This window comes from Streptomyces sp. NPDC056144, assembly GCF_042264145.1.
Lineage (GTDB): Bacteria > Actinomycetota > Actinomycetes > Streptomycetales > Streptomycetaceae > Streptomyces.
The window spans coordinates 929,342-942,182 of sequence record NZ_JBHJVF010000002.1; the positions used below are offsets into that span (position 1 = coordinate 929,342).

The window sequence follows — 12,841 nt, forward strand, 5'->3', positions numbered from 1 at the left end:
CGCGCCGGTGATCCGGCGCGGCCCCCTTTCCCGTACGGCTACAGGTAGCCGAGCGCCGAGGCCCCGCCCACGCCGCCGAGCAGCATGAAGACCGGCATGAGGACCTTCAGCTCGACCCAGCTGCCGGCGCGGAAGCGCAGCGCCTTCGGCGGGCCGACCGGGTACCAGCGCTTGCGGCCGACCGGGATCGGCCAGAGGACGGGGCAGCCGGAGACCGTCAGGGAGTCGCCGATGTCGTGGACGAGGGCGCCGAGGACGATCGGCAGGCCCAGCCACAGGTACTCCTGGCCGGGGGCGGTGAAGAGCCAGTCCGAGCCGTTGCCCGGCTTGTCGAGGACGCCCGCGAGTATCCAGGCGCTGGTCGCGCCGAGCAGCCACACCAGGACGTCGCTGGACATCCGGGCGGCCCGCCACAGCAGGCCCTCGACGGCGAGGACGAGGTGGACGAAGAGGATCGCGAGGACCGCCCACCGGCCGCCGGTGACGGCGGCGGCGGAGGCTCCGGCCCCGATCAGGACCGCCCAGAGCCACGTGTGGGTGAGCGTGCGGTGCCCGCCGGACCTGCGGGGGTCGGCGGAGGAGCGGGTCGCCTTGTAGACCGCGTACGACAGCTTGTCGACGATCTCGCACAGCCCGCGCGAGACCGGCCCGAAGGCGCGGGAGATCGTCGCCGACTTGTGGTCGAGGTCGGGCGCGAGGGCCGCGCCCGCGCAGATGAGCGCGCCGACGAGGAGTACGGGCCAGGGCATGGGGTGGTCGAAGGCGGCAGCCGCCGCTCCCACCCCGAGCCAGGCCGCCGCTCCGGACAGTGAGTGCGCCGGTCCCATCATGGTGTCTGCCGCCCCGTTTCTCGTACGCCGGCGCACAATTGACGACCGGTCGACGGACGAGCCTATCGTCCGTGAACAGCTCGTGATCAACGCGGTGGACCGCCGGTTCCCTCATCCGAGCGGATTCCGGGCAAGATGGGGTGGTGACCCTTATCGATCAGCTCCCGCCGAACGCCGACCCCGACGCCCTCTTCGAGGCCTTCTCCTCATGGGCCGAGGACCAGGGCATCACGCTCTACCCGGCCCAGGAGGAGGCGCTGATCGAGGTCGTTTCCGGGGCGAACGTGATCCTTTCCACCCCGACCGGCTCCGGAAAGTCCCTGGTCGCGGCCGGGGCGCACTTCACGGCGCTCGCCAACGACCAGGTGACCTTCTACACGGCGCCGATCAAGGCGCTGGTGTCGGAGAAGTTCTTCGACCTGTGCAAGCTCTTCGGCACGGAGAACGTCGGCATGCTGACCGGCGACGCCTCCGTGAACGCGGACGCGCCGGTGATCTGCTGTACGGCCGAGGTCCTCGCCTCGATCGCCCTGCGGGACGGCAAGGACGCCGACATCGGCCAGGTCGTCATGGACGAGTTCCACTTCTACGCCGAGGCGGACCGCGGCTGGGCCTGGCAGATCCCGCTGCTCGAACTGCCGCAGGCGCAGTTCATCCTCATGTCGGCGACGCTCGGCGACGTGTCGATGTTCGAGAAGGACCTGACCCGGCGCACGGGCCGGCCGACCTCGGTCGTCCGTTCGGCGACGCGGCCGGTCCCGCTCTCGTACGAGTACGAGATGACGCCGATCACGGACACGCTGACGGAGCTCCTGGAGACCAAGCAGGCGCCGGTCTACATCGTCCACTTCACGCAGGCGCAGGCCGTCGAGCGGGCGCAGTCGCTCATGAGCATCAACATGTGCACGCGCGAGGAGAAGGACCGGATCGCCGAGCTGATCGGCAACTTCCGCTTCACCACCAAGTTCGGCCAGAACCTCTCGCGGTACGTGCGCCACGGCATCGGCGTGCACCACGCGGGCATGCTGCCGAAGTACCGGCGGCTCGTCGAGAAGCTGGCCCAGGCCGGTCTGCTGAAGGTGATCTGCGGGACGGACACGCTCGGCGTCGGCGTCAACGTGCCGATCCGTACGGTGCTCTTCACGGCGCTGACGAAGTACGACGGCAACCGGGTGCGGACGCTCCGGGCCCGTGAGTTCCACCAGATCGCCGGGCGCGCGGGCCGGGCCGGCTTCGACACCGCCGGTCTCGTCGTCGCGCAGGCTCCCGAGCACGTCATCGAGAACGAGAAGGCGCTGGCGAAGGCCGGCGACGACCCGAAGAAGCGCCGCAAGGTGGTCCGCAAGAAGGCCCCGGAGGGCTTCGTCGCCTGGAGCGAGACGACCTTCGAGAAGCTGATCGCGGCCGAGCCCGAGCCGCTGACCTCGCGCTTCAAGGTCACCAACATCATGCTGCTCTCGGTGATCGCCCGGCCGGGCAACGCCTTCGAGGCGATGCGCAAGCTCCTGGAGGACAACCACGAGCCGCGCAAGAACCAGCTGCGGCACATCCGCCGGGCCATCGCGATCTACCGCTCGCTGCTCGACGGCGGTGTGGTGGAGCAGCTGGACACGCCGGACGCCGAGGGCCGCACGATCCGGCTGACCGTCGACCTCCAGCAGGACTTCGCGCTCAACCAGCCGCTGTCGACGTTCGCGCTCGCCGCCTTCGACCTCCTGGACCCCGAGTCCCCCTCGTACGCCCTGGACATGGTGTCGGTCGTCGAGTCGACGCTCGACGACCCGCGCCAGATCCTCGCCGCGATGCAGAACAAGGCGCGCGGCGAGGCGGTCGGCCGGATGAAGGCGGACGGGGTCGAGTACGAGGAGCGGATGGAGCGGCTCCAGGAGATCTCGTACCCGAAGCCGCTGGAGGAGCTGCTCTGGCACGCGTACGACGTCTACCGGAAGTCGCACCCGTGGGTCGGCGACCACCCGGTGTCGCCGAAGTCGATCATCCGTGACATGTACGAACGGGCTCTGACCTTCACGGAGTTCACGTCCTGGTACGAGCTGGCGCGGACCGAGGGCATCGTGCTCCGCTACCTGGCGAGCGCGTACAAGGCGCTCGACCACACCATCCCGGACGACCTGAAGACCGAGGACCTGGAGGACCTGATCGCCTGGCTGGGCGAGATGGTGCGGCAGGTGGACTCCTCGCTGCTCGACGAGTGGGAGCAGCTGGCGAACCCGGAGATCCAGACGGCCGAGGAGGCCCAGGAGAAGGCCGACCAGGTCAAGCCGGTCACGGCGAACGCGCGCGCCTTCCGGGTCCTCGTGCGGAACGCGATGTTCCGCCGGGTGGAGCTGGCGGCGCTCGACAACGTGGACGCGCTCGGCGAGCTCGACGCGGACGCCGGCTGGGACGCGGACGCGTGGGGCGAGGCGATGGACGCGTACTGGGACGAGTACGAGGACCTCGGTACGGGTCCGGACGCGCGCGGCCCGAAGCTGCTCTCCATCGAGGAGGACCCGGCGCACGGTCTGTGGCGCGTCCGGCAGACGTTCGCCGACCCGAACGGCGACCATGACTGGGGCATCAGCGCGGAGGTGGACCTCGCGGCCTCCGACGAGGAGGGCCGGGCCGTGGTCCGCGTGACGTCCGTCGGACAGTTGTAGAGGACCTTCCGGGACAAGGAGCGCAGCCGTGACCAACCCCGCCGAGAGGCTCGTGGATCTGCTCGACCTGGAGCGGATCGAGGTGAACATCTTCCGCGGGCGCAGCCCGCAGGAGTCGTTGCAGAGGGTCTTCGGCGGGCAGGTCGCCGGGCAGGCGCTCGTGGCGGCCGGACGGACCACCGAGGGCGACCGTCCGGTCCACTCGCTGCACGCGTACTTCCTGCGGCCTGGGCGGCCCGGTGTGCCGATCGTCTACCAGGTGGAACGGGTGCGCGACGGCCGGTCGTTCACGACGCGGCGGGTCACGGCGATCCAGGAGGGGCGGACGATCTTCAACCTGACGGCCTCCTTCCACAAGCCGGAGGAGAGCGCCTTCGAGCACCAGCTGCCGCCGAGGCACCTCGGCGACCCGGAGGCGCTGCCGAACCTCGCGGACGAGATCCGCGAGCACCTCGGCGCGCTGCCGGAGGCGCTGGAGCGGATGGCGCGGCGCCAGCCGTTCGACATCCGGTACGTCGACCGGCTGCGGTGGACGCAGGAGGAGGTCAAGGACGCGGACCCGCGCAGCGCGGTGTGGATGCGGGCCGTGGGGCCGCTGGGCGACGACCCGCTCGTCCACACCTGCGCGCTGACGTACGCCTCGGACATGACGCTGCTCGACGCGGTCCGCATCCCGGTGGAGCCCCTGTGGGGCCCGCGCGGGTTCGACATGGCGTCCCTGGACCACGCGATGTGGTTCCACCGGCCGTTCCGGGCGGACGAGTGGTTCCTGTACGACCAGGAGTCGCCGATCGCCACGGGCGGGCGGGGGCTGGCCCGGGGGCGCATCTACGACCGCGAGGGCCGGCTTCTCGTGTCGGTGGTGCAGGAGGGGCTGTTCCGCCCCCTGGCGCCGTAGGGCCTGTTACTGCCAGCCGGCGGAGTCGGTGCCGGTCGTCGTGCCGGTGGTGGTCGCGGCGGCCTCGGTGACGGTCGCCGTCGCCGAGATCGCGTGGTGCGGCGCGTCGGCCGCCTGGGCCACGGCCACGGGGGTGCCGAGGGCGAGGACGGTGAGGGCGGCGCAGGCAAGCTGAAGAGAACGCGTCATGGCAGGGCTCCGTGCGGTGTTCCGTGCGGTGGGTGGGTCGTGCGGCGAGCGCCGCCCCGTCATCGTGGACCGCAGGTCGGGCCGTGTGCCAGGGCCTGGGACGGCACCTTGGTGACGGGGCCGGAAGCTGCCATCGGAGGCCCGGGCGGCAGGGTGTTGCCACCCCGGAAGGTGACACGAAGCTGCCCCCGTGAACCGTCGACAGGCGCCCCGCCGCCGGGGGAAGGTGACGTCGGACGCCGGAGACCCGCTCCGCGTCCCGGCCCCGTCGTCGACCGCCATCGGGAGTGGGCGCATGTACCTGATCCACGTCCGTTTCCGGTCCTCGACCGTCGCGCCCGCCCCGCTGTGCCCGCCCGCCCGGCGGGCGGGGGTGCTCGCGTCCGTGGGGATCGAGCACCTGACCGAGTACCGGGGAGAGGAGCCGGGGACCGTCGTGCTGACCCTCTTCGTGCGCGCCTCCTCGCTGCCGCTCGCCGAGCTCAGGGCCCGTGCCGCCTGCCGGCCGCTGGCCGTGGGACCGTGGCACCTGGACGGGGTCTGGCCGGGCATGGTCGCCGAGTACTACGAAAAGCTGATCACTCGGGACGCACCGTGAGGGCGGCGCTCCGGCCGGCTCCGGTCAACCGTCCATCCGGGCGGGTCCCGGCCCCGGCTTTCGCCACCGTGTCAGGACGCTTCGTCGGCCTCCTCCAGCATGATCGGTTCTTCGTACACGAGGGGACCCCCATGCTCGAAACACTTGGCCTCGATCCACTGGCCGAGGCGACCTACCAGCTGATGCTCGGCGAACCCGAGATCGACGTGGCCGGGATCGCGCGCCGGACCGGCGCGGCGCCCGAGGAGGTGCGGGCCGCCATGGACCGGCTGGCCGCCCTCTCCCTGCTGCGCCGCCCCTACGAGGACGGCGCCCCCGCCCGGGTCGTCAGCCCCGAGTACGGCCTTGAGGCCCTCCTCGCCCAGCAGCAGGCGGAGCTGGTCGAGCGTCAGCACCGCATCGAGCAGAGCCGCGCGGCCGCCGCCGCGCTCATCGCGAAGTTCGCCCAGTCGCACGGGCTCGGCTCCCACCCGCACGTCGAGCACCTCGACGGCGTCGAGGCCGTACGGTCCCGCCTCGCCGAGCTCGTCGAGGACGTCACCGAGGAGCTGGCCGCCTTCAGCCCCGGCCGGGTGCAGACCGAGGAGAACCTCAACGCCGCCCGCCCGCTCGACGAGAAGCTCCTCGCCCGGGGCGTGCGGATGCGGACCCTGTACGCGGACAGCGTCCGCGGCCACCAGCCGAGCGCCGCCTACGCGGCCTGGCTGGGCGCCCGGGGCGGCCAGACCCGGACCGTCGCGGCGCTGCCGCTCCGCATGGTCATCTTCGACCGGCGCTCGGCCCTCGTGCCCGCCAACCCGGAGCGCAGCGACGAGGGCGCGGTCCTGCTGCACGGTCCCGGTACGGTCACCGCGCTGTGCGCGCTGTTCGAGCACGTGTGGGCGACCGGCATGCCGCTGATCGAGTCGCTGCCGGCCGAGGACGACCTCCTGGGCCGGCAGGAGCGCGAGGTGCTCCGGCTGCTCGCGCAGGGGCTCACCGACGAGGCGGTCGCCCAGCGGCTCGGCGTCTCGGTGCGCACCACACGCCGGATCACCGCGAAGATCATGGAGATCCTGGGAGCGAAGAGCAGATTCCAGGCGGGACTCCGAGCGGCGGAGCTTCGCATTCTCTGAGAAGCGTCCTTTCCCTTTTTCTTTCCCTTACCCCTCCGACGAAAGTGTGCATTCATGTCGAACGACATCAAGGTCCGTGCCGCCCGCGCCGAGGACTTTCCGCAGTGGCGCGCCCTTTACCGCGGTTACGCCGACTTCTACAAGGTCGAGCAGACCGAGGAGCAGGCGGAGCGCGTCTGGTCGTGGGTGAACGACCCCGCCCACGAGGTCAACGCGCTCGTCGCCGAGGACGGCGAGGGCCGGCTCGTCGGCCTCGCCCACTACCGCCCCTTCGCCCGGCCGCTCTCGGCCACCACCGGCGGCTTCCTCGACGACCTCTTCGTCGCCCCCGAGAGCCGTGGCTCCGGCGCCGCCGACCTGCTGCTCGGCGCGCTGCGCGAGGTCGCCGCCGAGCGCGGCTGGAGCGTCGTCCGCTGGATCACCGCGGACGACAACCACCGCGCCCGCTCCAAGTACGACCAGCTGGCGACCCGCACCATGTGGGTCACGTACGACATGGCGCCCGGCGGCAACTGACGCCTCCCCGCCGCGCACAGCGCGTTCGGCATTCCCTTTTTCCGGGGATGCCGGGCGCGCTTTTCCTTTTTCTCCCGCGCCGCCCATGGCATCCCTCTGCCATGTCACCTACCTGAACCGGCGATCCCTCGACACCGCCCTCCTCTTTTCGGCAGAGTTTTCCGCGAAGGGTTTCTCCCTTTCCGAATCCTCATTCGTTCCCTCGCGAAGCACGGACCTGCCATCATGAATTCGCCCTCCGCACGGCTCCACGGACTCTCCCGGTCCGGCGAGCGGTACTTCCTCGCCCCCGTCTGCCTGGTGCCCAACGGCCGCGCTCACCTCGGCCACATCGCCGGCCCCCTCCTGCGCATGGACGTCCTCAAGCGCCACCTGCGCTGGAGCGGCGCCGACGTCGCCATGGTGGCCACCAGCGACAGCCACGAGTCGCACGTCGCCATCCGGGGCCACAAGGAGGGCCGCACCTCGGTCGAGGTGGCCCGGGACTACCACGAGCAGATCCGGGGCGACCTCGGCGCGCTGCTCCTGGAGTACGACGACTTCATCGACCCGCTCTCCCCCGAGTGGGCGGAGCGCTACGCCGAGGTCAACCACGCCCTCCTGGACGCGGTGATCGCGGCCGGCAGCACCCGGATCGTCACCGACCCGATGCCCCGCCTGACCGCCGTCCCCGAGGGCGCCGACACCCCGGCCACGGGCCCGCGCCTCGGCGACATCGTCACCAGCGGCTGGCACCAGGGCTCCTGCCCGGACTGCGGCGAGGGCATGACCGGCTACTCCTGCGAGGGCTGCGGCGGCCTGCACGCCCCGCACCAGGTCGACGGCCTGCGCCCCGCGCACTTCGAGGGCGAGCTCACCTTCGACGACGTCCGGGTCCTCCACCTCGACCTGGCCGACGGCCCGGCCCGGCTCCGCGCCGCCGCCGAGGCGGCGGGCGTCCGCGGCGACTTCCTCGCTCTCCTCGACCGCTACCTCGCCCGCAACGGCACCGACGTGCGGCTGACCGTCCCGAGCCGCTGGGGCGTCCCCCGCACCGACGAGGGCCTCACCGAGGAGCAGGTCGTCTGGCACGGCGCCACGCTCCAGATCGCCTGCCACTACCTGGCCGCCGAGCGCTACAGCGAGCTGACGGGGCACCCGTACCCGCTGGCCACCGGTTCCGACATCACCACGGTCGTCGGCTTCGGCATCGACAACGCCCTGCCGTACCTGGTGGGCGGCCTCGGCGCGATCCTCGGCCAGGACACGTACAAGGCGATCGACCACTACCTGATCAACCAGTTCTACCGACTGGACGGGAAGAAGTTCTCCACCAGCCGCCGTCACGTCATCTGGGCCGGCGACCTGATCGAGACCGGCGGCGCCGACCCGGACCTGGCCCGCCTCTACCTGTGCTTCCGCAACCCCGAGTTCACCTCGGAGAACTTCGACCCGCGCGAGTTCGTGGAGTTCCACAACACCACCGCGGCGGAGATCGAGGCGGGCGTCGCCGAGGCCCTCGGCCTGCTCTCCGGCGCGCTCGCGCTGACCGACGGCCCGGTCGCGCCCTCGCACTGGGAGCGCGCGTTCCTCGCCGCCCACCTGGAGCGCCTCACCAGCGCCCTCGGCCTCGAAGGCCACACCGTCAACGGCGCCTACCGCGTGCTGCGCGAGTGGCTGGACCGCGGCGAGCTGCTGCTCCGCACGCCGTCCGGCGCCGCCACCTACCTCGCCGGTCTCGCGCACCTCGCGCTCCCGCTCATGCCGCGGTTCGCCACGGCCCTGTGGCAGCACCTCACCGGCGAGACCTCGCCCACGCTGGCCGGCCTGGACGCCGTCCTCGACGCGGGTCTCGACCTCCACCGGGCCACGGACGGCCTGCCGCCGGTCCTCGGCCGGCTCGACGCGGAGCGGTTCGCCGGCTGCGTCTCCCTCGACGGCGTCACGATGAACGCGGGAGTCTGATCATGTCCTCCGACACCTCCACCACCCACGTGGAAATGGAAGCCACCGCGATCGGGATCAACTTCGGTTCGATGCTGCTCACGGTCGACCCGGGCGGCCGCACCGAGGGCCACTCCCACGACAGCGCCGAGGTCTGGGTGACCGACTCCGGCGCCGGATACGTCGAACTCCCCGACGGCCGCCTGGAGATGCGTCCCGGCACGCCCGTGGAGATCCCGGCGCGCGCCTTCCACACCGTGTACTGCACCAGCGACGAGCCGATGGTCTTCCTCGCCCTGTGGTGGAAGCGGGTGAAGCCGTGAGAGCGGCGGTCATCGGCGCGGGCGCCGTCGGTCTGACCGTCGCCCACCTGCTCGCGGAGTCGGACGCCGTCTCCGAGGTCCACGTGTACGAGGCCCGCCCCGAGGCGGCCGGCGGCGCCACCGCGTACGCCGGCGCCAGCGACGTGCCGCACGGCTGGACCGAGCGGCACCGGCGCCTCGTCGAGAGCGGCGAGGAGTGGCACCGCTCCTTCGGTGCCGGGCTCGGCGCCGACGAGCGGTACCGGCACCGCACCGGCACGTTCTGGCGCTCCGGCACCCCGGAGTCCGACACCCGGATCCGCTGCATGGCCTACGGCGACCTCGCCGAGGTCACCCGCCCCCTGGCCCTCGACGGCGAGACGCCGGTCCGCGGCCTCCTCGGCGAGGGGTACGTCATCTCGCCGCAGCGGCTCACCGCCCTGCTGCTCGACCGGCTCCGCTCCGGCGGCCGGACGACGTTCCGCTTCGGCACCCCCGTCGCGGCGGACTCGCCCCTGGCCGACGGCGTCGTCGTCGACGCGGAGGGCGGGCGCGAGGAGTACGACGCCGTCGTCCTCGCGGCGGGCCCCTGGGCCACCGGCCTCCTCCCGGCGCTCGCCGAGGGCTCCGACGGCTCCGGCCTCGGAGTCCGTACGAAACAGGTGTACGGGTACCGCTTCGCGGGCGACCCGGAGCGCCCCCTCACCACCACCGTGGTCGACCTGGAGCAGGGCGCGTTCCTCTTCCCGCAGCCGACCCTCCCCGGCAGCTACGCCATGAGCGTCAAGCACGACGTCTTCGACGTGCCGGTCGCCGAGGGCGAGCCCAGCCCGGAGGCGGACGCGCGGGCCCTGGCCGTGGCCCGCGACCACCTCGGCCCCGAGGCCCGGCTCACCGAGCGCCGCATCTTCGTGGACACGTACACGGAGGGCAGCGTCCCCGTCGTCGCCGACCTGTCCGGCACCCGCCGCCTCGTCTGCGTCTCGGGCACCCACGGCTCGGGCATCCGGCTCGCCGCGGGCCTCGCCGTAGAGGCCTGCGGGCTCCTGGGGGTGGCGGCCTGATGGCGGCCCAGCTCCCGAAAGAGGCCGCCGTCCACGACCTCGTCGTGGTCGGACTCGGCCCCAAGGCCGCGGCGGTCTGCGCCAAGGCCGCCGCCGTCCGCGAGCTCGGGCTCGGCGCGCCCCGCGTCCTCGTCGTCGAGCAGCACGACCCGGCGGCCCACTGGGGCGGCGCGCACGGCTTCACCACCGGCACCGAGCACCTCGGCACCCGGCCCGAGAAGGACGTCGGCTTCCCCTACGCCAGCGCGGCGGCCTTCGGGCCGCGCGCGGCCGAGCTCGACCGGCTGATGACCCGCTACAGCTGGCAGGCGTTCCTCACCGAGACCGGCCGCCTCGGCGACTGGGTCGACCAGGGCTGCCCGGCACCGGAACACCGGCTGTTCGGCGCCTACCTGGCGTGGGTCGTCCGCTCCTGCGGCGACGCCGTCGAGGTCGTCCGGGCCCGGGTCACCGCGCTCGACGTGGTGGACGGGGAGTGGCTGGTCCACACCACGGGCCCCGCGGCGGCGGGTGCCCTCCGCGCCCGGGCCGTCCTGGTGACCGGCCCCGGCGTCCCGCGCCGGCTGGAGCCCGCGTCCTTCGCGCACCCGCGCCTCGTCGACGCCGGGGTCCACCGGCCCGAGCTCGCCCGGCTGCTCGGGGAGCGGCCGTCCGCCCGGGTCGCCGTGATCGGCGGCGGCGAGTCCGCCGCCAGCCTCGCCCTGTACGTGCACGGGCTCGTCCCGGACGCGCGCCTCGAACTCTTCACCCCTGGCGGGCTGCGGGTCCGCGACGAGTCCGACGACGTCAACCGCACGTACACGGCCGGTTCCGGCACCGACTGGGCCGCGCTCACCGAGGGCGACCGGCGCACGTTCATCTCCCGGACCGACCGGGGCGTGGTCTCCCCCGCCCTGTCCCAGCGGCTCGCCGAGGCCGTCGGCGGGCGGGTGCACCGGGCGGCGATCCGTTCGGTGACGGCGGTGGACGGCGAGCACGGCGAGTCCGGCGAGTCCGGCGAGTCCGGCGTCCTCGAACTCCACGGCGACGCGGGCTCGCTCGGCCGCTTCGACCTGGTCCTCAACGCCACGGGCTTCGACCCCTGGCAGCAGATCGACGGCCTCCTGACGGCCGGCGCCCGGGCGCTCCTCACCGACGGAGCGGACGGCACGTTCGACCTGGCGGCGGCCCAGCGCCGGATCGGCCCGAGCCTGCGCTTCGACGGCGCCGCGCCCGCCCTGTACGCCCCGGCGCTCGCCGGTGTCACCCAGGGCCCCGGCTTCGCCAACCTCAGCTGCCTCGGCCACCTGTCGGACCTCGTCGTCAGGGACGTCCTGGCACGCCGTACGGAGGAGCCGACCGCGCCCGCCGTGCCCGACGGCCGCTCCGCCGTCCGGTTCCACCACCTCGTCGCCCCCGCGCGGGCCCCCAGGAAAGAGGCCGTCCATGCCCAGGTCTGACCGCCACGAAGCGCCCCCGGTGACGGCCCCGCTCGTCGCCTTCGTCGAGGGCGCGTCCACCGGCAGCGGGCTGCGGCTCCTCGCGCACGCCGAGGCCGCCGGGTACCGCCCGGTGTTCGTCACCACGGACCCCGGCAAGTACGCCGAGGCACCCGGCCGCGAGGTGCTCGACACCCTGCGCGCCGACGGGCGGCTCGTCGTCTGCGCGTCCCTGGACGAGCCCGAGGTCCCCGCCGAGCTGGCGGCCACCGGACTGCTCCCCCGGATCAACGGCGTGGTCTGCGCCGCCGACCGGTTCCTGCTGAGCGGCGCCGCGATCAGCGAGGCCTGCGAGGCCGAGCTCTTCGGCGTCGAGGCCGCCGCCGTCATCCGCGACAAGCGGCGGATGCGCGAGCTCCTCGACCGGCTCGGCATCGCCAACATCGCCTGGACCGACGCCCGTTCGGAGGCGGAGGCGAGCGCCTTCACCCAGCTCCTCGGCAAGCCCGTGGTGCTGAAGAACGTGCGGGGCAGCGGCAGCCAGCAGGTGGCGTACGCGGCCACACCGGCGGACGCGGCCGGGAAGTTCACCGAACTCCTCGCCGAGGACCGCTACCTGGGCGGCGAGCTGATGCTGGAGGAGTTCGTCGACGGCCCGCTCGTCAGCGTGGAGGGCCTGGTCACCGGCGGCCGGTTCACGGCGCTCGGCGTCACCGACCGCGAGTTCGGCGCGCTGCCCTACTTCGTCGAGCTCGGCTGGACCTACCCGGCGGCGCTGCCCGCCGCCACGGTCGCGGAGATGACGGAGACCGTCCAGCGGATCGCCGACGCGCTCGGCATCCTCGGCGGCCCGCTGCACGTCGAGTTCATGCTCGGCGCGAACGGACCGGTCCTCGTCGACTTCAACGCCCGCCTGCCCGGCGGACTCATCACGCCGATGCTCCAGGACGTGTACGAGGGCAGGTACTACGACCTCGTCCTCTCCACGGCCACCGGCGTCACCCCGGCCGCCGTGCCCGCACCCGGCACCTTCGGGGCGATCCGCAAGGTGTTCCCCACGCAGGAGGGCGTCCTCGACGGCCTCTCCGGCCTCGACCTCGCGGAGAACGCGCCCGGGGTCCGCGAGGTCACCGGCGTCGCCGCGCCCGGCACCGCCGTGGCGCCGCCGCGCGACTACCGCGGCTCGCTCTTCCACCTGCGCGGGGTCGGCGACTCCGCCGCCGGAGCCCGCCAGGCCCTGCTCGACGCGGCGGCCGCCGTGACCGTCCGCGTCACCCCCCGCCCGAACCCCACGACCCCCACTCCCCCCTCGAACGAAACGAGCCGACCCC

Annotated in this window: 11 protein-coding genes and 1 pseudogene; 10 read left to right on the forward strand and 2 right to left on the reverse strand. The window is 73.0% G+C overall.

The genetic code is table 11. The features are described from left to right. Positions 1-38: 38 nt before the first annotated feature. Positions 39-830, reverse strand: coding sequence for a metal-dependent hydrolase (locus ACFC0Z_RS10635; RefSeq protein ID WP_376434931.1), 792 nt, complete (start codon positions 828-830; stop codon positions 39-41). A gap of 143 nt (positions 831-973) precedes the next feature. On the opposite strand from ACFC0Z_RS10635, the gene ACFC0Z_RS10640 reads away from it, so the two are divergent. Next, positions 974-3,487: a DEAD/DEAH box helicase gene (locus tag ACFC0Z_RS10640; protein WP_376434933.1), complete on the forward strand. Its 2,514-nt coding sequence runs from the start codon at positions 974-976 to the stop codon at positions 3,485-3,487. A gap of 28 nt (positions 3,488-3,515) precedes the next feature. Beyond that, positions 3,516-4,385 carry an acyl-CoA thioesterase gene (locus tag ACFC0Z_RS10645; RefSeq protein ID WP_376434935.1) on the forward strand — a complete coding sequence of 290 codons (870 nt, stop codon included), beginning with the start codon at positions 3,516-3,518 and terminating at the stop codon, positions 4,383-4,385. A gap of 6 nt (positions 4,386-4,391) precedes the next feature. On the opposite strand, the gene ACFC0Z_RS10650 is transcribed toward ACFC0Z_RS10645, so the two are convergent. Continuing rightward, a complete protein-coding gene (locus ACFC0Z_RS10650; protein WP_376434937.1) occupies positions 4,392-4,574 on the reverse strand; it encodes a hypothetical protein in 183 nt (60 codons plus the stop codon). Between the two features lie 295 nt (positions 4,575-4,869). Between ACFC0Z_RS10650 and ACFC0Z_RS10655 the strand changes: the two genes are divergently transcribed. The 8 genes and pseudogenes from ACFC0Z_RS10655 to ACFC0Z_RS10690 all read left to right on the forward strand — a co-directional run. Further along, positions 4,870-5,172: a hypothetical protein gene (locus ACFC0Z_RS10655; protein WP_376434939.1), complete on the forward strand. Its 303-nt coding sequence runs from the start codon at positions 4,870-4,872 to the stop codon at positions 5,170-5,172. Positions 5,173-5,303: 131 nt separating this feature from the next. Next, on the forward strand, positions 5,304-6,287 hold the full coding sequence (locus ACFC0Z_RS10660; RefSeq protein ID WP_376434941.1) for a LuxR C-terminal-related transcriptional regulator: 984 nt from the start codon (positions 5,304-5,306) through the stop codon (positions 6,285-6,287). 54 nt (positions 6,288-6,341) lie between these two features. Next, on the forward strand, positions 6,342-6,803 hold the full coding sequence (locus ACFC0Z_RS10665) for a GNAT family N-acetyltransferase (protein WP_376434943.1): 462 nt from the start codon (positions 6,342-6,344) through the stop codon (positions 6,801-6,803). Between the two features lie 225 nt (positions 6,804-7,028). Then, positions 7,029-8,747: a class I tRNA ligase family protein gene (locus ACFC0Z_RS10670; RefSeq protein WP_376434945.1), complete on the forward strand. Its 1,719-nt coding sequence runs from the start codon at positions 7,029-7,031 to the stop codon at positions 8,745-8,747. 2 nt (positions 8,748-8,749) lie between these two features. After that, positions 8,750-9,049: a cupin domain-containing protein gene (locus ACFC0Z_RS10675; RefSeq protein ID WP_376434947.1), complete on the forward strand. Its 300-nt coding sequence runs from the start codon at positions 8,750-8,752 to the stop codon at positions 9,047-9,049. Then, positions 9,046-10,092, forward strand: coding sequence for an NAD(P)/FAD-dependent oxidoreductase (locus ACFC0Z_RS10680; protein ID WP_376434949.1), 1,047 nt, complete (start codon positions 9,046-9,048; stop codon positions 10,090-10,092). The genes ACFC0Z_RS10675 and ACFC0Z_RS10680 overlap by 4 nt, the downstream gene beginning before the upstream one ends. Beyond that, entirely contained in the window at positions 10,092-11,531 is a 1,440-nt protein-coding gene (locus ACFC0Z_RS10685) for a SidA/IucD/PvdA family monooxygenase (protein WP_376434951.1), read from the forward strand. Before ACFC0Z_RS10680 ends, ACFC0Z_RS10685 begins: the two co-directional genes overlap by 1 nt. A 385-nt stretch (positions 11,532-11,916) precedes the next feature. Beyond that, positions 11,917-12,771, forward strand: a pseudogene (locus ACFC0Z_RS10690) (ATP-grasp domain-containing protein); the annotation flags it as partial. Positions 12,772-12,841 lie beyond the last annotated feature (70 nt).

What these genes read in the sequence shown, in the direction of transcription:
- ACFC0Z_RS10665 (WP_376434943.1), top strand. Translation starts at nt 6,342, where the DNA reads ATGTCGAACGACATCAAGGTCCGTGCCGCCCGCGCCGAGGACTTTCCG.
- ACFC0Z_RS10660 (WP_376434941.1), top strand. Translation starts at nt 5,304, where the DNA reads ATGCTCGAAACACTTGGCCTCGATCCACTGGCCGAGGCGACCTACCAG.
- ACFC0Z_RS10635 (WP_376434931.1), bottom strand. Translation starts at nt 830, where the DNA reads ATGATGGGACCGGCGCACTCACTGTCCGGAGCGGCGGCCTGGCTCGGG.
- ACFC0Z_RS10685 (WP_376434951.1), top strand. Translation starts at nt 10,092, where the DNA reads ATGGCGGCCCAGCTCCCGAAAGAGGCCGCCGTCCACGACCTCGTCGTG.
- ACFC0Z_RS10675 (WP_376434947.1), top strand. Translation starts at nt 8,750, where the DNA reads ATGTCCTCCGACACCTCCACCACCCACGTGGAAATGGAAGCCACCGCG.
- ACFC0Z_RS10655 (WP_376434939.1), top strand. Translation starts at nt 4,870, where the DNA reads ATGTACCTGATCCACGTCCGTTTCCGGTCCTCGACCGTCGCGCCCGCC.
- ACFC0Z_RS10670 (WP_376434945.1), top strand. Translation starts at nt 7,029, where the DNA reads ATGAATTCGCCCTCCGCACGGCTCCACGGACTCTCCCGGTCCGGCGAG.
- ACFC0Z_RS10650 (WP_376434937.1), bottom strand. Translation starts at nt 4,574, where the DNA reads ATGACGCGTTCTCTTCAGCTTGCCTGCGCCGCCCTCACCGTCCTCGCC.